The organism is Chloroflexus islandicus (assembly GCF_001650695.1).
Lineage (GTDB): Bacteria > Chloroflexota > Chloroflexia > Chloroflexales > Chloroflexaceae > Chloroflexus > Chloroflexus islandicus.
This window is the reverse complement of record NZ_LWQS01000037.1, coordinates 17569-39573: the sequence shown is the minus strand read 5'-3', so window position 1 is coordinate 39573 and position 22005 is coordinate 17569. Positions and strand designations below refer to the sequence as shown.

16 protein-coding genes are annotated in these 22005 nt (G+C 60.9%); 5 read left to right on the top strand and 11 right to left on the bottom strand.

Annotation, left to right across the window (positions count from 1 at the left end):
- Positions 1 to 19: 19 nt before the first annotated feature.
- From A6A03_RS04090 to A6A03_RS04050, 9 genes are all read right to left on the bottom strand, one after another.
- On the bottom strand, positions 20 to 1192 hold the full coding sequence (locus A6A03_RS04090) for a CPBP family intramembrane glutamic endopeptidase (protein WP_066783821.1): 1173 nt from the start codon (positions 1190 to 1192) through the stop codon (positions 20 to 22).
- 118 nt (positions 1193 to 1310) lie between these two features.
- Complete coding sequence (locus A6A03_RS04085; protein WP_066783819.1) at positions 1311 to 2480, bottom strand: CPBP family intramembrane glutamic endopeptidase; 1170 nt, start codon at positions 2478 to 2480, stop codon at positions 1311 to 1313.
- A gap of 196 nt (positions 2481 to 2676) precedes the next feature.
- Positions 2677 to 3333 carry a beta-phosphoglucomutase gene (pgmB, locus tag A6A03_RS21130; RefSeq protein WP_066783818.1) on the bottom strand — a complete coding sequence of 219 codons (657 nt, stop codon included), beginning with the start codon at positions 3331 to 3333 and terminating at the stop codon, positions 2677 to 2679.
- A 247-nt stretch (positions 3334 to 3580) separates the two neighbouring features.
- Positions 3581 to 5743 (bottom strand): glycoside hydrolase family 65 protein, encoded by a 2163-nt coding sequence (locus A6A03_RS04075; protein ID WP_066783816.1) that lies wholly within the window; start codon positions 5741 to 5743, stop codon positions 3581 to 3583.
- A gap of 27 nt (positions 5744 to 5770) precedes the next feature.
- Positions 5771 to 6697 carry a carbohydrate ABC transporter permease gene (locus tag A6A03_RS04070; RefSeq protein WP_066783814.1) on the bottom strand — a complete coding sequence of 309 codons (927 nt, stop codon included), beginning with the start codon at positions 6695 to 6697 and terminating at the stop codon, positions 5771 to 5773.
- Positions 6698 to 6711: 14 nt separating this feature from the next.
- Complete coding sequence (locus A6A03_RS04065; protein ID WP_066783812.1) at positions 6712 to 7602, bottom strand: carbohydrate ABC transporter permease; 891 nt, start codon at positions 7600 to 7602, stop codon at positions 6712 to 6714.
- Between the two features lie 135 nt (positions 7603 to 7737).
- A complete protein-coding gene (locus A6A03_RS04060; protein ID WP_066783810.1) occupies positions 7738 to 9057 on the bottom strand; it encodes an ABC transporter substrate-binding protein in 1320 nt (439 codons plus the stop codon).
- A gap of 149 nt (positions 9058 to 9206) precedes the next feature.
- Complete coding sequence (locus A6A03_RS04055; protein ID WP_172812280.1) at positions 9207 to 10226, bottom strand: LacI family DNA-binding transcriptional regulator; 1020 nt, start codon at positions 10224 to 10226, stop codon at positions 9207 to 9209.
- A 136-nt stretch (positions 10227 to 10362) separates the two neighbouring features.
- Positions 10363 to 11796, bottom strand: a complete 1434-nt coding sequence (locus A6A03_RS04050) for a cyclic nucleotide-binding domain-containing protein (protein WP_066783807.1) — start codon at positions 11794 to 11796, stop codon at positions 10363 to 10365.
- 117 nt (positions 11797 to 11913) lie between these two features.
- Here A6A03_RS04050 and A6A03_RS04045 point away from each other — a divergent pair, with 117 nt between their 5' ends.
- From A6A03_RS04045 to malZ, 4 genes are all read left to right on the top strand, one after another.
- The gene (locus tag A6A03_RS04045) at positions 11914 to 13707 is read left to right on the top strand and encodes an aldehyde ferredoxin oxidoreductase C-terminal domain-containing protein (RefSeq protein WP_066783804.1); all 1794 of its coding nucleotides are present in this window, start codon (positions 11914 to 11916) and stop codon (positions 13705 to 13707) included.
- Positions 13708 to 13811: 104 nt separating this feature from the next.
- Entirely contained in the window at positions 13812 to 14921 is a 1110-nt protein-coding gene (gene proB / locus A6A03_RS04040) for a glutamate 5-kinase (protein ID WP_066783802.1), read from the top strand.
- Between the two features lie 114 nt (positions 14922 to 15035).
- Positions 15036 to 16547 (top strand): glutamate--tRNA ligase, encoded by a 1512-nt coding sequence (gltX, locus tag A6A03_RS04035; protein WP_066783800.1) that lies wholly within the window; start codon positions 15036 to 15038, stop codon positions 16545 to 16547.
- Positions 16544 to 18388, top strand: a complete 1845-nt coding sequence (gene malZ / locus A6A03_RS04030; RefSeq protein ID WP_066783798.1) for a maltodextrin glucosidase — start codon at positions 16544 to 16546, stop codon at positions 18386 to 18388. The genes gltX and malZ overlap by 4 nt, the downstream gene beginning before the upstream one ends.
- A 40-nt stretch (positions 18389 to 18428) precedes the next feature.
- Here the strand turns inward: malZ and A6A03_RS04025 are convergent, their stop codons facing one another.
- Positions 18429 to 18962, bottom strand: a complete 534-nt coding sequence (locus A6A03_RS04025) for a hypothetical protein (RefSeq protein WP_066783796.1) — start codon at positions 18960 to 18962, stop codon at positions 18429 to 18431.
- Positions 18963 to 19158: 196 nt separating this feature from the next.
- Between A6A03_RS04025 and A6A03_RS04020 the strand changes: the two genes are divergently transcribed.
- Entirely contained in the window at positions 19159 to 20130 is a 972-nt protein-coding gene (locus A6A03_RS04020) for a CPBP family intramembrane glutamic endopeptidase (protein ID WP_066783794.1), read from the top strand.
- Between the two features lie 49 nt (positions 20131 to 20179).
- Here A6A03_RS04020 and A6A03_RS04015 read toward each other — a convergent pair whose 3' ends face one another.
- Positions 20180 to 21016 (bottom strand): DMT family transporter, encoded by an 837-nt coding sequence (locus A6A03_RS04015; protein WP_066783792.1) that lies wholly within the window; start codon positions 21014 to 21016, stop codon positions 20180 to 20182.
- Between the last annotated feature and the right edge of the window lie 989 nt (positions 21017 to 22005).

Sequence of the window (22005 nt, the reverse complement as noted above, 5' to 3'; positions counted from 1 at the left end):
TGCTGTGCAACCTCAGCGCTCACGCGAACGTGATGCTCATCAAGATCAGTGCACAGTTATACACACCATGGACAATTGCCGCAGTCGTCGTGTTGAAACGATTGCGTATGATCCCGCAGACAAGACCAACCGTAAATACTATCAATAGCGCATCCCAGTGGTACTGAAAGGCATGCAAGCTCGTGAAGAAGAGATTCGAGAGCCAGAGACCCATCCGCGGCTGCAAGACGCCACGGATGGCCAGCTCTTCACCCAAGCCGGCAGTCACGCCAACCACAACCGCCCCAATTGGGCTGAGCGCGAAAGCTAAGAGCTTAGCAAACGACTCATGATCCGTCGTAGGCCATCCCAACATCTGCCAAAGGGAAAGCTGAAATGGCATGCCTACATAGACGATGACAGCCATCACCAAGCCGGCACCAGCGCTCATTGCAAGCTGGCTTAGGGTTGGGCGCATTAGCCCAAGCCGGGTCAAGGTCTCAACTAGGTTGCGGCGGACGCCGAACCCCACTGCGAGCAATGCTGCCGGAATATTCCAGATCAGGCTATAGATTTGCGCGCGCAACTGCACTTCATCACTCAGCTCGGACGGTACTTCACCGTTGGTTTGCCGTATGAACATCAGCAACGGCGGTTCACCAACGATAAACAATGGTATGAACATGATCAATGTAACAGATATTACGGCGATGAGGGCCACGGTATGGAGCCACGATGACGGATCAATTGGTATGAAGCGAGCAATGATGCGCCGGATCGCTGGGATGAGGGGCAAGCTGCTGATACCGATCACGCCGATAAAACTGAGCATAAGGCCGGGAATGTTGGCGGCTTGCAACCGGGTGAGGAAGGCGGGATCGCTGGGATCAGGCGGGTTGAGATTATCAGGCGTGAAATTAAGGAGAACAGCCATGGTTATGCCAGCGGCGTACATTGTTATCACGCCGATCAATAGCACTAACCAGATCCCGCTCATGACCCATGCCCAATTGAAGCGCGTACCGGCGAAATAGGCGAGGATTGCCAGCCCAACAAACGGTAAGACATTGAGACTTGCGCTCACAAAGACGCTCAACTCGCCGCCAATGCGCAAACCGGTGGCGAGCAGCGCCAGATACAACACGCCTCCGATGAGCCAGCGTCCCCAACGTGTAGTGGGTGATGCGCTCGTCTGCATTGTCTGCTCTGCCATATCACGCTCTCCTTTCACATCGCGAGGAATGCGGCGGATTATCTCGCCAGCTTTATGGTGGAAGGAGCGCGTGAATAAGCAACAACAAAAGTGTGACAAAAGTGTCGCGGCAACGCCGTTACGAGCTAGTTACTACCGCCAGCATCACCATAATGAAGTTGTACACTCCATGCACGATTGCGGCGGTGGTGGTGTTGGTATGCTTGCGCACTATGCCGCATGCCATCCCAATCACAAACACCACCAGCAGTGCGTCCCAGTGGTACTGAAACGCGTGCAGGCTGGTGAAGAAGAGGTTCGAGAGCCAGATCCCCAGTCGCGGCTGCAAGACGCCACGCACACCTAACTCTTCGCCAAGGCCAGCCGTCACGCCAATCACCAGCGCCCCGATCGGGCTAATCGCGAAAGCCATCAGTTCGCCGAAGGCTTCTTCGTCGGTGGTTGGCCAGCCGAGCGCTTGCCAGAGCGAGTCCATCAGCGGCAGGGCGAGCGACATTAACCCGGCCAATCCCACCCCGACCCCAAGCCCGATGAGCAGATGGCGCAGCGTCGGGCGTACCAACCCTAGCCGTTCTAGGGTCGCGGCCAGATTGCGGCGAATGCCAAAGCCAACCGCCAGAAACGCCGCCGGGATCGTCCAGACCAAGCCGTAAAGCTGGCTGCGTAACTGTTCATCAGCGCTCAGATCACTCAGCTCTGAGCCGCCGATGGTGTTGACCAGCGCTAGCAAGGGCGGTTCGCCGGTGATCAGCAGCGGCACAAACATCATGAGGGTGATGCTGACAATTGCCATCAATGCGATGGCATGGACAAATGAATCGGGATCGATCGGCAACACCCGCGCTAATCCTCGCCGTACTGGCGGCAACAGGGTGAACAGGCCGATGCCGATAGCGGTGAAGATGCCCAAGATGAAGAGCACGATGCTGAGCAGATCGGCTGGTGCGAGATTGGGCGGTTGTTCTGGATTAAGCCCTCCCGGCGGCAGATCGAGCAGGGTAATCACGCCGAGACCAAATGTGTAGAGCGATGCCAAGCCGAGCACGAGCGCCAACCACAAACCGGTGGCGATCCATGCCCAGTTGAACTGCGAACCGGCGAAGTAAGCTAGCACAGCCAACCCAACGAAGGGCAGCGCGTTGAAGCTGGCGGTGGTAAAGATGCCCAACTCGCCGCCAAGACTGGAGCCAACGCTGATGAGCAGAATGTACACTGCTACACCAGCTATCCAGAGCCCCGGACGACGAGTAGGAGGTTGTTCAGAGGTGAGAACCAGCGGTTCTGACATAACAGATGCTCCTTGTGACCGAATGACGGTAGCAAGAGCAGTGTGACAGAAAGTACGCTGGTTGGCAAGAGGGATAACGCCAAACATGTAGAGCCGGACGGCTGTCCGGCTCCAATCTGTACCCGCAGACGGGAAGACCGTAGAGCCGGACGGCTGTCCGGCTCCTTTCCCATCGTTGTTCAGGTACGCCGGTGCGTCATGCATGCATCGGCAACCGCGCTAACAGATCGGCGAGGCGCGCGCCGGCCAGATTGGGTAGCACGACATGCGCTTTGCCCACTCGCTCGTGCGGGCCGATCCCGATCACGGTGAAGCCGCCGGCTAGCGCCGCTTCGACGCCGGCTGCGGCATCTTCGACCACGACGCATTCCGCCGGAGCTAAGCCAAGTAGTGCCGCTGCGTGCAAGAAGAGGTCAGGCGCCGGTTTCTGCCGCGTGACGCTGTAGCCGTCGGCAACCGCGTCGAGCAGGCCGGCGATGCCGAGCCGCTCAATCACTTCGCGCGCGTTTTTGCTCGCTGAACCGAGCGCCGCTTTCAGACCGGCGGCGCGGATTTCGCTCAGCAGCTCGCGCGCGCCGGGCAAGACATCGCGGGGTGAGATTTCGCGAATGTATTCGAGGTAGTAGCTGTTTTTGCGCTCCATCAGCTCGTTGAGCGTCGCTTCGGGGAAGGTGCGCCCTTTGAGCAGCAGCAAGAGCGACTCGCGGCGTGGAATGCCGCGCAGCGCTTCGTTCTCTTCGCGGGTGAACGGAATGCCGAGTTCATCGGCGAGCCGTTTCCATGCCCGGTAATGGTATTCGGCGGTGTCGGTGAGTACACCGTCAAGATCGAAGATGAATCCTTTGATCGACATCACGCAGTCCTCGTCATCCACGGCGCAGAGAACGCAAAGGAAGTCAAACGCAAAGGCGCGAAGGGCGCAGAGAACGCAAAGGAAGTCAAACGCAAAGGCGCGAAGAACGCCAAGGACGCAAAGAGTTTTTTGATTGTTTGAATCACCACGCTTGTACCCAACCTCAAATACCTTTGCGTCTTTGCGTTAAAAACCTCTGCGCCTTTGCGTTAAAAACCTTAGCGTCTTTGCGTTAACCGTCTGTGTCTTAGCCCATCGTGTAGCTGCCATCCGGGTAGCAGGTGACGGTGTGGGTTTGCCCGCGCAAGGTGAAGCGGTAGGTCAACCGCCGCCAGTGACTGGGCAGGCGCGGATGCACTTCCCACGTGCCGTCGGGGTGGATACGCAACCCGCCAAAGCCAAACACTACCGCTTGCCAGACCCCGCCCGCTGATGCGGCATGGATGCCGTCGCCAGCGTTGCCGCGCACGTCGCGCAAGTCGGCCCGCGCGGCCCGGATGAAGTGTTCGTAGGCTTCGGCCACGTCACCCATCTGGCAGGCGACGATGGCCTGAATCGGCGGGCCGAGCGACGAGCCGTAGGTGTGGTCGGTGCGGGGGGTGTAGTAGTCGTAATTGACCCGAATCTGGCTGTCGCTGTACTGTTCGCGCAAGAGGAATTGCAGCATCAGCACGTCGGGTTGCTTGATCGCCTGATACTCGTTGGCCCCCTCGATGCCGAAGATTTCGTGCATCGATTTGGTGCGCGGTTCGTAGTCGGCGAGATTGACATCCTTCAGTTTGAAGAAGCCGTCGAATTGCTCGATGAGGCCGTTGGCGCTCACGTTGAGGCACATCTTTTCGGCTACCGTCTGCCAGTGCTGTAAGCGTTCCGGCGTCAGATCGAGCCGTTGGCGCAACTCGGCGGCTTTGTGCGGCGCATGTTGATCGAGCCATGCCAGCGTCTCAAGGCCGGCGCGCAGGTTCCATTGGGCCAGCAGGTTAGTGTAGGCGTTGTTGTTAACGTGATCGTGGTATTCGTCGGGGCCGATCACGTCGGTGTAGCCGTAGCAGCCGCGCTCGGCCAGCCATTCGGCCCGTGAGGCGAAGAATTTGGCTGTGTCGAGCACGATCTCGGCCCCGCGCTCGATGTACCACTCATCATCGCCGGTAGCCTGCCAGAACTGCTGCACGGCGTAGGCCACATCCGCCGAGATGTGAATCGCCAGATCACCCGTCCAGACGCGGGCCAGCTTCTTTTTGTCGTGGAAATCCGGCACCCACGTTGGCGTCACCTCGTCGCCGGTATCGGCGCTCTCCCAAGCGTACCACGCGCCTTCGTAGCCGGCGGCGCGCGCTTTGGCGCGGGCAGCCGGCAGGGTGAGGTAGCGGTAGTCGAGCAGATTGCGCGCGATGCCGGGTGCGGTGTAGGTGAAGAGCGGCAGCATGAAGATTTCGGTGTCCCAGAAGGCATGGCCGCGATAGCCAAAGCCAGAGAGGGTTTTGGCGCCGATGTTGACCCGGTTGTCGCGGCGGGGGGCGGCGATTAGCAATTGGAAGATGCTGAAGCGCACCGCTAGATCGGCTTCGTCGTCGCCTTCGATCACGACATGGCAGCGTTCCCACTCGCGCGCCCATGCCTGCCGTTGCGCGGCTAGCGCACTCTCCCAATCGGTGGCGGCTTGGACGTGGCGGTGGGCTAGCTCAAGCGGTGCGGCAGCATCGCGCGAGGTTGCAATCCCCACCAACTTCGTCACCACGATCGGCTGGCCGGCCCGCGCCGGGTAGACCTGTTGCAGCGTCGGCACATTCTCGGCATCCCAGAAGGCGGTTTGAGAGGCATCGCCGATCAGGCGCATTGCTAGCGCCACTTCAATCCCGCTCTTGCGGGTGCGGGTGCGCAAAAAGACCGTGCCATCGGCGAGCTGGCCTTGGGCGAGCGGACGCCAGTGCAGCAACCCTTCGTTATCCATCTGGCCGTTAATGGCGGCGCGCAGCTCGACCTGCCCGTCAAATTCGGGGATGATCTCGCAGCGCAGCGCCAGCAGGTGTTCGTCGGCCAGTGACGCGAAGCGGGTGAAGATCAGCGTCGCCACCCGGCCCTGCGGCGAACGCCAGCGCACCTCGCGCCGCAGCACGCCGCTCTGCAAATCGAGTTCGCGCCGGTAGGCGAGAATTGTGCCCGTCGCGAGCGAGAACTTCTCACCGTCGAGCACGACGTGCAGCGCGAGCCAGTCGGGTGCGTTGGCCAGCTCCGTGACCACGATCGGCGCGTCGTCGAAGACGCCGTGGATAAAGGTGGCGCGGCGGTCGTTGGGATAGCCCTCCTCGAATGCGCCGCGGGTCGAGAGATAGCCGTTGCCGATCGTGAAGATCGTCTCTTTGTGGTGCTGTTTGGCTGGGTCGAAGGTGTCTTCAGAAAGGATCCACATAGTTCACCTGTGTGTCAAGCCGCTCGTTTACCCCTCTTTCGAGCCGGTGGCGGCAATGCTGCGCACGAAGTATTGCTGGAAGACGAAGAAGATGATCAGGATGGGCAGCGTGTTAAAGATCGAACCGGCCAGAATGACCGAATAGAGCGTGTAGTACTCGCCGCGGAACCACTGCAACCCGATCGGCAGTGTGAACTGTTCGGGTGAGCGCAACACCAGCAGCGGCCACATAAAGTTATTCCACGCTCCTTGGAAGGTGAGCAGGGCGAGCGTAATCAACTGGGTCTGGCTGATCGGCAGCACGATGCGGAAGAAGGTGCCCCAGCGGCCCGAACCGTCCATCATCGCTGCCTCTTCCAGCTCTTTGGGGAACGACTTGTAGAACTGGGTCATCATAAAGACGCCGAAGGCGTCGGCCATGCCGGGCAGAATCACGCCCCACGGGTTGTCGATCAGGCCAAAGCCGGTCGGGATGCGCAGATCACCCAGTTGCAAGCCGCCGCGGATCAGGCCCGGCCCGATGATCAGGAACGACGGGATGAGCGTGACCACCCCCGGCATCATCATCGAGATCAAGAGCAGGTTGAACCAGAAGCTCTTGAGCGGGAACTCGATCCGTGCGAAGGCGTAGCCGGCCATCGCGCAGAAAAGGACGCGGAAGGCGGTAACGATCACCGAGATAAAGACGCTGTTCCACACCCAGCGCGGGAAGAGCTGGAAGGTACCGAGAATGGTGATGTAGTTATCAAGGGTGAATGGAATCGGCGCCCAGATCGGCGGCGTATAGACATCGGCCACCGGCTTGAACGAGAAGACCAGCGTAAAGTAGAGCGGCGCCACCGAGAGCGCGGCCCAGAAGGCCAGCATGGCGAAGAAGAGATACTTGCGCAGGCGGTCGAAGAAGACGGTGCGCGCATAGACCTGCGCTTGAGGAGAACTGGTTGTCACTGCCATCGTCGCCTGCCTTTCTATCGCTCAGCCCCGCTGCCGCTGCCTTCAATCACCCGCCGCTGCAACAGCGTCACCGCTAGAATGATCAGGGTCAAAATCACCGCCAGCGCCGAGGCTTGGCCCATCTGGATGCGGGTATCGCGGAAGGCCCACTTGTAGATCAGATAGGTGATGGTGGTCGTGCTGTCGAGCGGGCCGCCGTTGGTCATGACGAAGATCTGGTCGAAGACTTGAAAGCACCCGATCACGCCGACTGTCACCACGAAAAAGATCACCGGACGCAACATCGGTACCGTGATGTAGAAGAATTTCTGTAGACCGTTCGCACCATCGATCTCAGCCGCTTCATAGACGGCTAACGGAATATCTTGTAAGCCGGCTAAGAAAATGAGCATGAGCGTACCGCTGGTGGTAAAGATGTTCATGCCCATAATCACGTAGAACGCGGTGCGCGGATCATCGAGCCAGTTGACCGTCAGGCCGGTGATCTGGTTGAAGATGCCTTGCGGCGCGAAGATCCAGATGAAGATGAGCGAAATCACCACCGACGACGTAACCGACGGCAAATAAAAGATGGTGCGGAAGAAGCGCTGGAAACGCAGATTCTGATCCATCGCGAAGGCCAGCACCAGACTGAGAAAGGTCTGGATCGGCACCACGATCAGCACATACTTAAAGGTATTCGGCAGCGCCTTTGAGATAAAGAGTTCATCTTCCAGCACGCGCCGGTACCCTTCGAGACCCCACCAGCGCGGCGGCCTGAGCAAGTTGTACTCGGTGAACGAGAGATAGACCGCGTATCCCAGCGAGATCAAACTAAAGATCAGAAAAATAATCAACCATGGCGAAATAAAGAGATAGCCGTTTAGGGCATCAACCCATTTGCGGCGGTCAGTTCTCGTTCGCATAGCCTCGTCTCCGTCGGTGGCGGGGTACGGGTGTCACCCCAGTGCATGTCCGCTCCATTGCGGCATCTTGGCCGGATTATTCAACACCTGCGTATGGAGTGCGGCAGTTCAACTGCCGCACTCCATGCATTGCCATCAGCGCATCGCCTTGCGGATCGCCTCAGCCGCCTGCTTCATTGCTTCAGGCACGGGCTGGTTCTCTTTGAAGATGCGCTCTAGCGCCTTAGCCATCTGATCGTTCACATCCGAGCCGACCGCTCCCCAGAAGAAAGGCCGTGCGCCGTAGAACGAACCGTTGAAGATCGCCGCCGAGTTGGGGTTATTCTTCAGGTAGTCACTGTTCTGCAACGCTTGGCGTGACGGCAGGGCAAAGCCGCTCTCAAGCACCGCCTTCTGGCTGGCTTCGCTGGTCAAGAAGTTGACCACCTTCCACGCCGCCTCGGCGTTCTTGGTGTTGGCCGAGATACCCCACGCCACGGTGAAGATCAGGTTGCCTTCGCCACCGGGCCCAGCCGGCGGCATCACCACGCCGTACTTGGTGTTGGGGAACTGATCGCGCAGATAGGGGATCAACCAGCCGCCTTCGTAGACCATCGCGCACTGGCCCTTGCCAAAGAGCGTGCCCTGCCAACCCTCACCCAAATCCGACGGCATGGCGCCGATCTGGTTGGCGCGGAACGAGGTATAGAACTCGGCTGCCTTTACCGCCGCTTCGCTATCGAGCGTGGTATCGGTGAAGTCGCTGTTCATCACCGTACCGCCGTCTTGGAAGACGAAGACCGGGAACCGGCCCGGATCGGGCGGGGTGCAGAAGCCATAGATCGGCTTGTTCGGATCGCTCAGATCGGTCAGCTTCGCCGCTGCCTCGCGCAGATCGTTCCACGTCCAGTCGTCAGTCGGGTAGGCAAGGCCGGCCTTATCGAACAGATCCTTGTTGTAAAACATGCCAAGGGTGTTGAAATCCTTGGGAATGCCGTAAGTCTTGCCCTCGTAGGTGAAGGCGTCAATCAGGGCCGGGATGAAATCGCTGCGCGAGACACCGCTGGCAGCCATGAGGTCATCGAGCGGGAGCAGCGCATCGTTGGCGGCTAGCTCGAGCCACCAGAAGATATCAACGTAGAAGATATCAGGCTCGGTGCCCGACGCGATTGAGGTCAGCAGCACCTGCTTGTAATCGCCGGTAATCGGTTCGTACTTGACCAAAATGTCGGGATTTTCGACCGAAAACTTATACAGCAGCGACTCAAGCAACGCGGTTTCCGCCGGGCTGGAAGCCCAACCCGACAGGCGCACCGTCACCTTTTCGGCGGGCACGACAACTGTTTCCTTGACCGTCACCGTCTCACGGATTGTCTGCGGTTGCGGGGTGGGTTGTTGTGTAGCCGTCTGGCCGCAGGCGCTCAATCCCAGCGCCAACACGGTCAAAATGAGCAGGAATTTGATCATGCGATTCATACGTGCTCCTTTGCAATATCAAGCTGATACATTATGGTTGTGAATAATAGTGCGATTTTAGATCATTTTTTACCCTCCTGTTTTTACACAATAACTGGCTACCCGACCATCAATGGCGGATGATCAGGAACGCAAATTGTCGTGAGTTGTCAGGACGAAGCGCGGATGATTAAGGAAGGTTGGAGCAGGACGTGTCGTTGTTCCGGTTCTCGCCCCTCAACGAGCGCCACCAGCAGCTCGACGCATTTGCGGCCAGCCTCGGCAATCGGCTGCCGCACGCTGCTCAGCGGCGGGAAGAGATACTGCGCCATCGGCGCATCATCGAAGCCGATGATGGCCAGATCGGTTCCAATTGTCAGGCCGCGTTCGCGGGCCGCCGCCATCGCCCCAATCGCCATTGTGTCGTTGAGGGCCATGATCGCGGTCGGACGGCGATCGGCAGGCAGATCAAGCAGGTGCAACGTCATGGCCCGGCCAACCTCGAACGTGCCCTCACCGCGCAAGATATAGCCGGGTTCGGGTGCAAGTTGGGCCGCTTGCATGGCATCGAGATACCCCTGCAAGCGATCATTGCCGACCCGCGAATCTTCGGGCCATGCCAAGATCGCGATCCGGCGATGGCCGCGCCCGATCAAATATGCCACTGCTTGCCGCGTGCCGGCGGCGCCATCAATATCAACCCACGCAAAATCCCATTCTGGGTTGGAACGGCCAAACGCGACAAACGGAAACTGCTGTTTCAAGAGAAACTGAATCCGGGGATCGTGATAATTCACGCTCGACAACACAAAGCCGTCGACATTGCCGCTTTTGATCAGATCGCGGTAGGTCTCGACCTGCGCGTTGCCTTCGCGGAAGGGGAACGGCAAAACATAGTAGCCAACCGCGCCGGCTTCGCGCACCATACTGCTCAAGAATTGGTCGAGGATGTGATTAACTTGACCGGGTTCGGTTTGCGTCCACGAATACCCGATCATAAAGCTGCGACCGGCCCGCATATTGCGCGCAATGCGGTTAGGCCGGTAGCCAAGCTCTTGCACCGCCGCCTGAATCCGCTCCATTGTTTCAGGCGCAACCTGCATCTCACCGTTCAGCACCTTAGAAACGGTTTGGTAGCTGACCCCGGCGCGCGCCGCTACGTCTTTGAGCGTGACTTTAGTGGCTGTCATAGGCGGTTCGATTCTTTCTAGGCGAACGTTCGCCTTTATCATACACCTGCCAATGGCACTTGTCAAGAGGGTAAAGCGAACGTTCGCCTAGAATGGCGCATGGCCGTGCGGTTCTACAGGCGAACGTTCGTGCTCGCTACACCGGCACGATTTCTTCGACCGGGGCCAGCCGCAGGTTGTCAATTGGGCAGGCGGTGACGCAGGCGAGGTCGGTGTAGCCGTAGCAGAGATCGCATTTGTCGGCGCGGTGGGTGGGGCCGGTGGGGGTGAGAGGAATCGTGGGCCGGATGCGCTGTCGCAGCCGGCGGAAGAGATCCCAGAGCGGGCCGGTGGTGTGTTTGGCGCGCGGCACCGATTGCACGGCGTCGTAGGGGCAAGCGGTAACGCATTCGCCGCAGCCGGTGCAGCGGGCAGTGATCCGCAAGGCGCCGGTATCAACTCGCTCGATCGCGTCTTCTGGGCACGCCTCGACACATTCCGCGCCGACGCTGCACTGGCGGCAGGTTTCGAGCACATCAAACCGGTCGATCGGCGTGCCATTCAAGTGCAGCCGGCTATGGCCATGGCGACTGGCGCAGCCGGTTTCGCACATCCGGCAGCCGGGTGGGCAACGGGTGGGGTCGCGCACGAGGATGTGGGTGGCGCGCAACAGGCCGCGATTCACCGCTAGCCCGATGTCGCGGGCACGCGCAGTATCACTGCGCACCGCGGCTGAGTGTTTTAGCCGCCGTTCGGCCATCGCGCGCAGATCGGCTTCCAGCGCCGGATACTGTTGGATCAGGCGGTAGAAGTCGGCGCCGGGCAGTTCGAGCAGATCGGTGGTGGTGAGGGTGCGGGCATTGGCCCGGTGCGGCTCGCCAGTGAGCAGCGAGATTTCGCCAAACAGATCGCCTTCGCTTAGGCTCGCGATCGTCTGCCCGCTCTGCTCGATCACCACCTGCCCGCTCTCGATCAGGTAGAGCGAGTCGGCAGGTTCGCCTTGCTTGACCACCAGCGTGCCGCGCGGCACGTGGCGCGGTTGCAGGCGGGCAGCGATGGCGATCCGTTCGAGCGGCAGCAACTGGCTAAGGACTGGCATACGGGCGAGGGTGGCCTCGACCATCCGCCGGCGATAGACTTGGCGGAGGGCGGTGGCCAAGAGGGGTAAGGCCGCTAGTTCATCGCGCAGCGTGGCAATTTCAATTTGCAGCACATAGCACGAGGTTTGGGTGAGCGCACTCATGTGGCGGAAGAACTTGCCGAACAGCGGCCCTTCGCCAAAACAATCACCCTGTCCGAGCACCCCCATCAGCACTTCGCGACCATCTTTGTCGCGTAAGCGCAATTGCAACGACCCGCGCAGCAGAAAGAAGAGGTAGCGATAGCCGCGGCGTTGGCCGATCACGGTGGCGCCGCTAGGAAAAACGCGAAACACTCCACGTTCATAGAGGATGGCCAACTCGGTCACTGGCACGCCGCGTAAGCAGTCAAGCGCGACCAAGGCTCCGAGCGCAGCTTGCTGGCGCTGCTGGCGTTGCGCAGCGCGCGCTTGATCGAGTTGGTTGCGGGGGGGACGCTTCAGCGACGACATAGCCGGCTCTGCGGTACAATGACGGGGATGGCGCAATCTGCCTTGCATTGTACCATACACGTTGCCGAGGAGCGGTATAATAGAACGGCGGAAATCGCACCCACACAGGATACTCGCATGCCGTTGCGCAGTCTTACCGTTGATTTGGCTCGCGGCCACGCTCGCCAGTTGTTGCCCGATGAAGTGGAACGTGACTATTTAGGTGGGCGCGGGGCGATCGCTTGGTTGCTCTGGCATCAATTGGAACCAGATACCCCGCCGTTGTCGGCGGATAATCTGCTGATCTTTGCCGCTGGGCCGCTGGCCGGCAGTGCCGGTTTTGCGACTGGCGGCTTTACGGTTGGCACCCGCTCGCCCCTCACCGGCGGGATTGGTTATGGCTGGGCGCCGGGGCATTGGGGCGCTGCACTGCGCCGCAATAATATTGATGTGTTGGTTATCCGCGGTGAAGCGCCTGATTGGTGTTATCTGCTGATCGATGGCGATACGGTGCGTTTGCGTTCGGCCCGCCATTTAGTTGGGCGCGACACGGTGGCGACTGCTGCCACGCTGGCCGCTGAATTGGGCGGTAACGTGCGTGTACTGGCGGTTGGGCCAGCCGGTGAAGCTGGGGTCGCGTATGCCAGTATTGTTGCCGAGGGGCTGTATCTGGTCGAACCGGCTGGCACCGGCGCGGTGATGGCCGATAAGAAGCTGAAAGCGATTGTGGTGCGCGACCGTGCGCTGTTGCCGGTCGCTGACGCTGCCCGGATGCAGACTGTGCTGCAATCGATCCGGCAGCGCGGCGAGCAGCATCCGACCGCGAACGCGATCCGGGCCATCGGTAGCGCCGGTTTGTTGCCGGCGGCGATCAAACTTGGTGCGTTGACCAGCCGCGATGCGCGCGCGCCGGCTGATGGCGTCGCGATTGCCCGCACCTTCAGCGAGATTGCGCGGCGCGGCGGGCGGCTTGAACGGGGTTGCGCCGAGTGCCCGTTGCCGTGCTATATCGATCTGCGCACCAAGAGCGGCGAGACCCATCCGTTGCCTAGCCTCGAACTGATCGCCGGCTTTGCCGCCCGGGTGGGCATTACCGACCCCGATGCAATGCTGGCGATTGCCGATCGCTGTTTGCGACTGGGGATTGATCCGGCTGCCGCCGCTGCTGCGATCGCGTTTATGACCGAAGCCCAAGACGAGGGCTTGGTACGCCAACGCACGCTCAATTGGGGTGACGGCGCGGCGGTGATTGCGGCCCTCGACCGCATCAGCCAGCGCCAAGAGAAGCGTGATATTCTCTCGCTTGGTGTGGGTGAGATGCAAGAGGCGGTGTGGGGGTCGGCGGCATTTGCTCCGCAGGTGAAAGGCTTGGCGATGCCGGCGCTCGATCCGCGCGCGCTCACCGAGATTGGCTTGGCGATGGCCACGAGTCCGATCGGCGGCGATTATCGCTATGCGATGGCCTTTGAAGAATTGGTGGCTGAACCGCCGGCATGGTTGCCGCCGCCGGCCAGCGGGCCGCGTGAGAGCGAGGGGAAAGCGTTGCGCTTGATTTGGCATGAACGCTTTGCTGCTGCGCTCGATGCCAGCGGCTTCTGCCGCCGGCTCGGCCTGATGGCCTACCAGATTACTCCCGGCGAGTTGATTGCGCTGATCGGCGCAGTGACCGGACGCGCCATTACCGGCGCTGATCTGGTACGGATTGGCGAGCGGATTGTCACCCTTGACCGGCTCTTTACCCGCCGCTATGCCAGCAATAGCCAAGACACCTTGCCCGACCGGTATCTCCGCGAACCGCTGAGCAGCGGGCCGACCGCCGGCCATACTCCGCCGCTCGAGGCGTTGTTGACCGAGTATTACGCCCGGCACGGCTGGGATGCGCGTGGCGATCCGACGCCGGCCCGCTTGGCCGAATTGGGGATAACCCTGTAGCACTGTCTACGCAGAGGGCACGGCAAATGGATGGATGCGCGGCTGTGCGGCCCTTGCCAAATGCCACGATCGAGATCAATTCATAAACGTCATTGCATACTGATATGACCAGATTTGTTGTCAAATTGGGTACCAGCGTGCTGACCGCTGGCACCGACCGGCTGCACCGGCCCTATTTTGTCGAGTTGGCCCGCCAGATTGCCCGTCTCAAAGCAGATGGCCACGAAGTGGTGCTGGTCTCGTCGGGCGCAGTTGCTGCCGGCAAGGAGCGGCTCGGCGTTGCGCCGCGGCAGCGCAGTAACATCCCGCTCAAACAGGTGTTCGCCGCGGTTGGCCAGAGCCGGTTGATGCACCTCTACGAGCAGATTTTCGAGCTGTACGGGTTGCAGGTGGCGCAGGCGCTGCTCACCCGCGACGACTTGCGTGACCGCCGCCGGTATCTCAATGCCCGCAATACCCTCACCCTCTGCCTTGCGCAAGGAATTGTGCCGATTATCAATGAGAATGACGCGGTGGCGACCGCCGAGATTCGGGTTGGCGATAACGATAACCTCTCGGCGCTGGTGGCCGGCTTGATCGACGCTGACCTGCTCTTGATCCTGACCGATATTGCCGGTCTCTACAGCGCCGATCCGCGCAGCGATCCCACCGCCGAGCTGTTGCGCGAGGTGCCGGTAATCGATGAGCGGATTTGGGCGATGGCCGGCGGCAGCGGCACGCATCGCGGCACCGGCGGGATGCAGACCAAGATACAGGCCGCCGATCTCGCTACCCGTTCCGGTGTGGCAGTGGTCATCGCCGCCGGACACGAACCGGATGTGATCGCGCGCGTGGCCAACGGCGAGCGGATCGGCACCTTCTTTCCGGCGGCAACGACCCATCCCGATGCGCGCCAACGCTGGATCTTGGCCGAAACGGTGCGCCATTCGCGGATTGTGGTGGATGAAGGCGCGGCTACGGCGCTTACCCGCCAAGGCAAGAGCTTGCTCGCCGCCGGTATTCGCGAGGTGAGCGGCGAGTTTGATCGTGGCCAGACAGTGCGGATCTTTGACCCTGCTGGCCGCGAAATCGCTCGCGGCCTCACCCAGTATCGCTCGAACGATGTGCGTATGATCGCCGGTCTGCGCTCGCACCAGATTGTCTCGGTTTTAGGGTATGATTATGGGCCGGAAGTCGTCCATCGCGACGATATGGTGGTGTTGGCCGGATCATAGCGGGGATACGCCTCTCGCCGTCATTGACCTCACCCTGACACCTTCCACTGGGTGAGGAGCGGATACAGACGTTCCATAGCAACGTCGCACCAGAGGTTTGACAAGGAGTAGCTCATGACTTCAATCGACGGGCCGGTGCGGGTGCGGTTTGCGCCTAGCCCAACCGGCAGCCTGCACATCGGCGGCGTGCGCACCGCCTTGTTTAACTGGCTCTGCGCCCGGCACTACGGCGGCCAGTTTATTCTGCGCATCGAAGATACCGACGAGAAGCGGTTTGTGCCCGGCGCTGCCGACGATATTAGCATTTCGCTGCGCTGGGTCGGCATCGATTGGGATGAAGGCCCCGATGTGGGTGGCCCGTATGGCCCTTACGTCCAGTCGGAACGGTTTGAGCTCGGCATCTACCGGCCCTTTATTGACCAGTTGCTCGAAGCCGGTCTCGCCTATATGTCGTTTACGACCGAGGAGGAGCTGGCGCAGATGCGGGCCGCCGCCGAAGCCGCCGGGATCAAGGCGTTTCGCTTCCGCGGCCCCGAACGCGATTGGCCGCTCGAGCGGCAACGTGAGCTGGCGGCCAGCGGCAAGCCGTACACGGTGCGCCTGAAGGCGCCGTTAGAAGGTGAAACCCGCTTCCGCGATCTTGTCCGCGGCGGTGATGAGATCGTGGTGCAAAATGACCAGTTGCAAGATATTGTGTTGATTAAATCAACCGGGATGCCGGTCTACCACTTTGCCCATCTGGTTGACGACCATCTGATGAAGATTACCCACGTGATGCGCGGCGAAGAGTGGGTGCCGAGCACGCCGTACCACGTCTTGCTCTACGACTATTTTGGCTGGCAACGCCCGATCTTCGCCCATTTGCCGGCGATCTTGCGTCACGACGGCAAAGGCAAACTGTCGAAGCGCAAAGATGACGTGGCCGCGCAACGTTTCCGCGAGCGCGGTTATCTGCCGGAAACGATGCTCAATTATCTGGCCTTGCAAGGGTGGAGCTACGACGGCGTGACCGAGATCATGAGCCGCGACGAGCTGATTGCGCGCTTTACCCTTGACCGCATCCAACCCTCGCCAGCGCGCTGGAATCCGGAAAAGCTGCGCGATATGAACGGCATCTACATCCGCAAGCGAACGGCGGCGGAAGTGGCCGAGCTGGTGTTGCCGTTTATGCAGCGGGCCGGCTTGATCGGCGATCCGGCCAGCGATGCCGAGCGCGACTACCTGTTGCGGCTGATCCCGCTCATCCACGAGCGGCTGGAAGAATTGCAGGAAGCGCCAGACTTGCTCCTCTTCTTTTACCGCGACGTGACGCCGGGCGAGACGTACAACCCGGCTGACCTGATTCCCAAGAAGCACGATGCCGCGCAGACGATCGCTATGCTGCGCGCGGCGCACGAGGCGCTGGGCCGGCAAGAAGACTGGACGCCGCCAGCGCTGGAGGCGACGCTGCGCGGGTTGTGCGAGCAACTGGCTGTGAAACCGGGGCCGCTCTTTGGTGCGATCCGCATTGCCATTACCGGGCGTAGCGTCGCGCCGCCGCTGTTCGATACGTTGGCCGGCGTGGGCCGCGAGCGCTCGCTGGCGCGGATCGCGGCGGCCATTGCTGCACTGGAGCAGATGGCATGAGCGAGCTGCATTGGGAGGCCAGCATTCATCACGACGGTTCGCCTGCCTACCTGCGCTTTAGCGGGAGGTTGGGCGATACCGCCGTGATCCGGCTTCGCCTCACTGCTGATGCGCCGGTTAGCGCCGTCTTCGTGCGCACCTGCCCCGACGGTGAACAGCAGATCACGCCGATGCGCGATCTGGGCCGCAATGGGGTGTGTCGCTGGTGGGAAGGCGAGCTGCCGATCCGGATGCTGCGCACCAATTACCGTTTCCTCCTGCGGGCTGAAGATGGCACGCGCTGGTACAGCGCTGGCGGCGTCACCCGCCACTACCCAACCGACGCCAACGACTTCGTGGTGTTGGCAAACTACCACGCGCCGGATTGGGTGCGCGACGCGGTGTTCTACCAAATCTTTCCCGACCGCTTCGCCGACGGCGATCCGTCTAACAATGTGCGCGATGGCGAGTATCTCTATCGAGGGAAGCCGGTAGTGGCGCGGCGTTGGGGCGAATTGCCCAACCGGGAGACGGGGCAGATTGAGTTTTTTGGCGGTGATTTGCAAGGTATTGCCCAGCGCCTCGACTATCTGACCGATTTGGGGGTTTCGGCCCTCTATCTCAACCCCATCTTCCGCGCGCCGTCGAACCACAAGTACGATGTCGAAGACTACACGACTATCGACCCGCACCTCGGCGGCGAAGCAGGTTTACTGCTGCTGCGGCAGGCGCTCGACGAGCGCGCGATGCGAGTGGTGCTCGATATCGTGCCCAACCACTGCGGCATTACCCATTCGTGGTTTGTGGCTGCGCAGGCCGACCCGCGCGCGCCAACCGCTGAATTCTTCACCTTCCGCCGCCATCCCGACGACTATGAAAGCTGGTTAGGGGTCAAGACGCTGCCCAAGCTCAATTACCGCAGCGTGCGCCTGCGCGAAGTGATGTACGCCGGCCCCGACGCGATTATGCGGCGCTGGTTGCGCCCGCCCTACCGCATTGATGGCTGGCGGATCGATGTCGCCAACATGCTGGGCCGGCTCGGCCCCGACAACCTTGGTCACAAGATCGGGCGCGGCATCCGGCGAGCGGTCAAGGCCGAACAGCCTAACGCCTACCTGCTCGGCGAGCACTTCTTTGATGGCACCCCCCACCTGCAAGGGGAAGAGCTGGATGCCACGATGAACTATCAAGGCTTCACCTTCCCGATCTGGCGCTGGCTAGGCGGGTTTGAATTCAACCCGAATCGGCCCGAAGCCGATCCGCGCCCGATTGCCACTGAGACGGTCGCTGCCCAGTGGACAGCCTTCCGGGCAGCGATTCCGTGGCAAGTGGCGACCCAGCAGTTCAACCTGCTTGGCAGCCACGATACCCCACGGCTGCGCACGATCGTTGGTGACGATCTGGCGCGGGTGCGGGTCGCCATGACGCTGCTCTTCTGTTATCCCGGCGTGCCGTGCATTTACTATGGCGACGAGATTGGGCTGACCGGCGGCGGTGATCCCGATTGCCGGCGGACGATGCCGTGGGATGAAGCGGAGTGGGATCACGACTTGCGGGCGTTTGTGCGGCGGCTGGCGCATCTGCGGCGCAGCGCGCCGGCACTGCGCTGGGGCGGTTTCCAGCAGCTCTACGCGCAAGGCGAGACGATCGCCTTTCAGCGCGAAGCGCCGGAAGAGCGCCTGATTGTGGTCGCGCGCCGCAGCGACGATGGCTTGCGCGCATTGCCGGTACGCCACGCTGGGCTGGCCGATGGCGTTGCCTTGCGCGAACTCTTCACCGGCGCCGAGACGGTTGTGCGTAGCGGGATGGTGGACATCAGCAGTCTACCGGCGACCGGCGCGCAGGTGTGGCGGGTAATGTAAGGGCGGGTTTGAAACCCGCCCTTACAGTGTGCAGTATTGCTCAGAACTGCGGCGGCTGGTACGGCGGCGGTGGGGGCGGTAACGGTTGGCCGTTGCGATAGGCAAAATAGGCCTGCACATTAGGCTGGTTGTAGAACACCAAACTGACAATTCCGAACACCATTGAAAAGATATTGCCGGTGATGATATTGACGATCTGCATAATCGCCAGCGTCTTGTTCGGTTGCACCGGCTGCGGCGGGTTGCCCAGCAGTTTGTAAGCGTACATCCCTGCCAAGATTGCTACCGCGATTGAATAGATGCCCAGTGGAATACCGCAAATAGTGAACAGCCAGACGATGCCGCTGAGGCCGCTGAGCACGGCATCAACAATCGCCATAATCCCGATCGCTAATACCGCATCAGGCTTCGTTGCGCCATACGCGGGGTAGCCCGGCGTGGCTTGGTATTGAATTTGGTATGGTTGATACGGCTGTTGATACGGCTGTTGGTACGGCTGTTGGTATGGCTGTTGGTATGGCTGTTGGTCAGGTTGATAACGGCCATACTCGTCCGGGCGTTGTGGATCGCTCACGGGATGCCTCCCTTCCCTCCTTGTAGCACCTCATCTTTCCTACAAGAGTACAACGAGTCAATGGGCGCTATTGTTGCATGAATGGAGCCTTATCATAGCACGGTACGCTGCCGGTTGGCATCTTGACAAAGCGTGATTATCGTTATTAAAATTGATAACGATACACATTCAACAACTCTTCGGAAAGGAATGGCTTATGGTTCCGGCATGGCTCACGCACAACCGTCTCTACGATCTCGCCCGCAGCGGTCGCCGCTTAACGCCGTGGTGGGGCGTGATCGTGGTAGGCATCCTCATTGGCTTCCTCTCGCAGGTACTGGCGTTGCCGGTGATGCTGGCGCAAATAATGTTGCACAGTGAGAGCCTTTACTTTGATACATGGGTTACGACTGTTTCCCCGCTGGTTTCTGGCTTTTGGCTGTCACTTGTCCTCACCGCCTCGTTTGGTGCGATGATTCTGCTCGTTTGGTTGTGGATCCGGTTCTACGAGCGGCGGGGGATCGTCACCATCGGGCTTGAGCCGCAGCGGGCATGGTTCTTGTATGGGCGCGGGTTGCTCTTGGGTTTTGCTGCGTTTTGTGCCGTCATCGGCTTGTTAGCGTCGTTTGGTTTTGTTGCGGTCGAGCCTAGTGATCCGGCGCTGGTGGGTTGGGCAGCGCTCGGCGGGGTGGTGTTGGTGCTCATCCCCGGCTGGTTGATCCAAGGTGCTGCTGAAGAGGTGCTCACCCGCGGCTGGATGTTGCTGGCCCTTGCGGCGCGCTACCGGCCTTGGGTTGGCGTGGTGATTTCATCGCTCTTCTTTGCCGCGATGCACGGCCTCAATCCCAATCTCAGCGCGCTAGCCCTTTTGAATCTCTTTCTCTACGGCCTCTTCGCCGCCCTCTACGCCTTACGCGAGGAGTCGTTGTGGGGGATTTGCGCGTTCCATTCCATCTGGAACTGGGTACAAGGTAATTTCTTCGGGCTCCAAGTGAGCGGGCAGATGGCAAGTGGCGGGATGCTATTCAATTTGATGGAGACCGGTCCTGATTGGCTGACCGGCGGCGCGTTCGGCCCCGAAGGCGGGATTGCCACCACACTGGTGCTAGTGGTGAGCATGGCGATCATCTGGTGGTGGCCGGCCACGAGCCGGCAGCCGGCAGGCCAGCCGGTGACGGTTGATCGGTAGCATAACGACCAATGATGGAGTGCGGCAGTTTGACTGCCGCACCTATATCTCACGCCAAACTCACCAACAAGACCCCCACCAAAATCCCGGCCACGCCAAGCCATTGGCTGCGCGCCAGCCGCTCGCGCAGCACCAGCCATGCCAGCACGACTGTCACGGCGCTGAAGATCGAGGCTAGCGCCGTGACAACGCTGACGTAGGCCGTCGCGATGCCGGTGTTGAAGCTCAGAAAGGCGATGGTATCGAGCGCGCTGGCTGCGATGATCAATCCGCCGTGGGCCGCCGTCAACCGCGGCAACGCCGGGCGGTTAACGGCGAGGACGATCACTGCCGCGAGCACGGTCACGATCCGTCCGATCAAGACCGGCCATGCAATCCCGAACGTGGCCGTGACATCACCGATCAACCAAAAGAAGAGGCCAAAACTGATCGCCACCCCAATCGCTTCCGGCAAGCCGCGCAGATTGGTGTGCGTTGTCCCCGGCCCGCGTGACACCACCGCCACCCCGCCGATCACGAGGCCGGTGCCGGCCAGCGTGATCATGCCCAACGCTTCGCCATCGAGGAGCGCCAACGCTGCCGTCACTGCCGCAAAACTAGCCGAAATCGGCGAGACGATCGCTAGCGTACCGATCGTGAACGCGCGGTAGAGCAACAGGGTGCCGGTGACATTGAGCAGGTTGACCGCCACCGCGGCCAGCCAGTCCGGCCCCCACGGCGGCAGCGGATCGCCGCGACCAAGCAGCACCAGACTAATGGCTACGATACCGGCCATCTGTGCAAACAAGAGCGTCCATTGCCAGCCGATCTGGCGCGTGGCGCGGGTGATCAGGAAATCACCGGTTCCCCACCCTAATGCAGCGATTAAGCCGTAGATAATGCCCATAGTGATGTCTCAAATCGCCTCTCTGAGGTTCTGGAATAGCCACAACAAGACGCAAAACTCACAAATGTTATGGTTTTTGGTAGTTATACTGGTCGCGTCCAACCGTTGATCGCTGTGTGATGCCTCAACACGCAGTTCTCCGCTCCCCGCTCCCGCGCCAGTGGGAGCGGGGCTGGGGGTGCGGGCCAGCAGCCCGCTGCGCGGGCTTCGTACCCCTAGCCCGGCCCTTCAGGGCCGGGTGCCAGACCGATGTTCTGTCCGCCCTTGAACCCGCGCCAGTGGGAGCGGGGCTGGGGGTGCGGGCCAGCAGCCCGCTGCGCGGGCTTCGTACCCCTAGCCCGGCCCTTCAGGGCCGGGTGCCAGACCGATGTTCTGTCCGCCCTTGAACCCGCGCCAGTGGGAGCGGGGCTGGGGGTGCGGGCCAGCAGCCCGCTGCGCGGGCTTCGTAAGCCTATCCGCCGGTGCGGCACCTCGTTGTCCCTACCCCCAACCCCTCCCCCGCTGGAGGGGGACGATCCCTCAACCCCACACTCCTCTCCCGCCTCACGGGGGCACAGCCCCTTCTGTCATTGCGAGGGGGCGCAGCCCCCGAAGCAATCTCCCGCTTTCACGCAGACCAATGGCTGACAGGTATGCTTCCCGCTCTAGCAGGGGATTGCTTCGCCGCGCTACGCGCGGCTCGCAATGACAACCGGGGAGCGGCGGTGTGCTCGCCCCTCTCCCACGCCAGTGTGAGAGGGTATGGGGATGAGGGTGAACCGGATCATCGCAACGCCATCAACCACATTTACACTCATGAGTTCTGCCCACCCTTGAACTCTTCATGACTGGGCATTAGTTCTGCACGATCGTTGCTACCGGTCAGACATCTATCGTCTACTGCCTGCGCCCGCGAAAATAACCGGCGCGAAAGGCAATCGCGGCCACAACCGCCACGAGGATCAAGACGATGAGGCATTCGACAATGCTAATGTTTGGCATACACTCAT

Bases quoted from the DNA above. Each gene is read 5' to 3' on its own strand.
- A6A03_RS04090 (WP_066783821.1), bottom strand. From the start codon at position 1,192: ATGGCAGAGCAGACAATGCAGACGAGCGCATCACCCACTACACGTTGG.
- pgmB (WP_066783818.1), bottom strand. From the start codon at position 3,333: ATGTCGATCAAAGGATTCATCTTCGATCTTGACGGTGTACTCACCGAC.
- A6A03_RS04015 (WP_066783792.1), bottom strand. From the start codon at position 21,016: ATGGGCATTATCTACGGCTTAATCGCTGCATTAGGGTGGGGAACCGGT.
- A6A03_RS04060 (WP_066783810.1), bottom strand. From the start codon at position 9,057: ATGAATCGCATGATCAAATTCCTGCTCATTTTGACCGTGTTGGCGCTG.
- A6A03_RS04075 (WP_066783816.1), bottom strand. From the start codon at position 5,743: ATGTGGATCCTTTCTGAAGACACCTTCGACCCAGCCAAACAGCACCAC.
- gltX (WP_066783800.1), top strand. From the start codon at position 15,036: ATGACTTCAATCGACGGGCCGGTGCGGGTGCGGTTTGCGCCTAGCCCA.
- A6A03_RS04050 (WP_066783807.1), bottom strand. From the start codon at position 11,796: ATGTCGTCGCTGAAGCGTCCCCCCCGCAACCAACTCGATCAAGCGCGC.
- A6A03_RS04070 (WP_066783814.1), bottom strand. From the start codon at position 6,697: ATGGCAGTGACAACCAGTTCTCCTCAAGCGCAGGTCTATGCGCGCACC.
- A6A03_RS04045 (WP_066783804.1), top strand. From the start codon at position 11,914: ATGCCGTTGCGCAGTCTTACCGTTGATTTGGCTCGCGGCCACGCTCGC.
- A6A03_RS04065 (WP_066783812.1), bottom strand. From the start codon at position 7,602: ATGCGAACGAGAACTGACCGCCGCAAATGGGTTGATGCCCTAAACGGC.
- A6A03_RS04020 (WP_066783794.1), top strand. From the start codon at position 19,159: ATGGTTCCGGCATGGCTCACGCACAACCGTCTCTACGATCTCGCCCGC.
- A6A03_RS04085 (WP_066783819.1), bottom strand. From the start codon at position 2,480: ATGTCAGAACCGCTGGTTCTCACCTCTGAACAACCTCCTACTCGTCGT.
- A6A03_RS04055 (WP_172812280.1), bottom strand. From the start codon at position 10,226: ATGACAGCCACTAAAGTCACGCTCAAAGACGTAGCGGCGCGCGCCGGG.
- proB (WP_066783802.1), top strand. From the start codon at position 13,812: ATGACCAGATTTGTTGTCAAATTGGGTACCAGCGTGCTGACCGCTGGC.
- malZ (WP_066783798.1), top strand. From the start codon at position 16,544: ATGAGCGAGCTGCATTGGGAGGCCAGCATTCATCACGACGGTTCGCCT.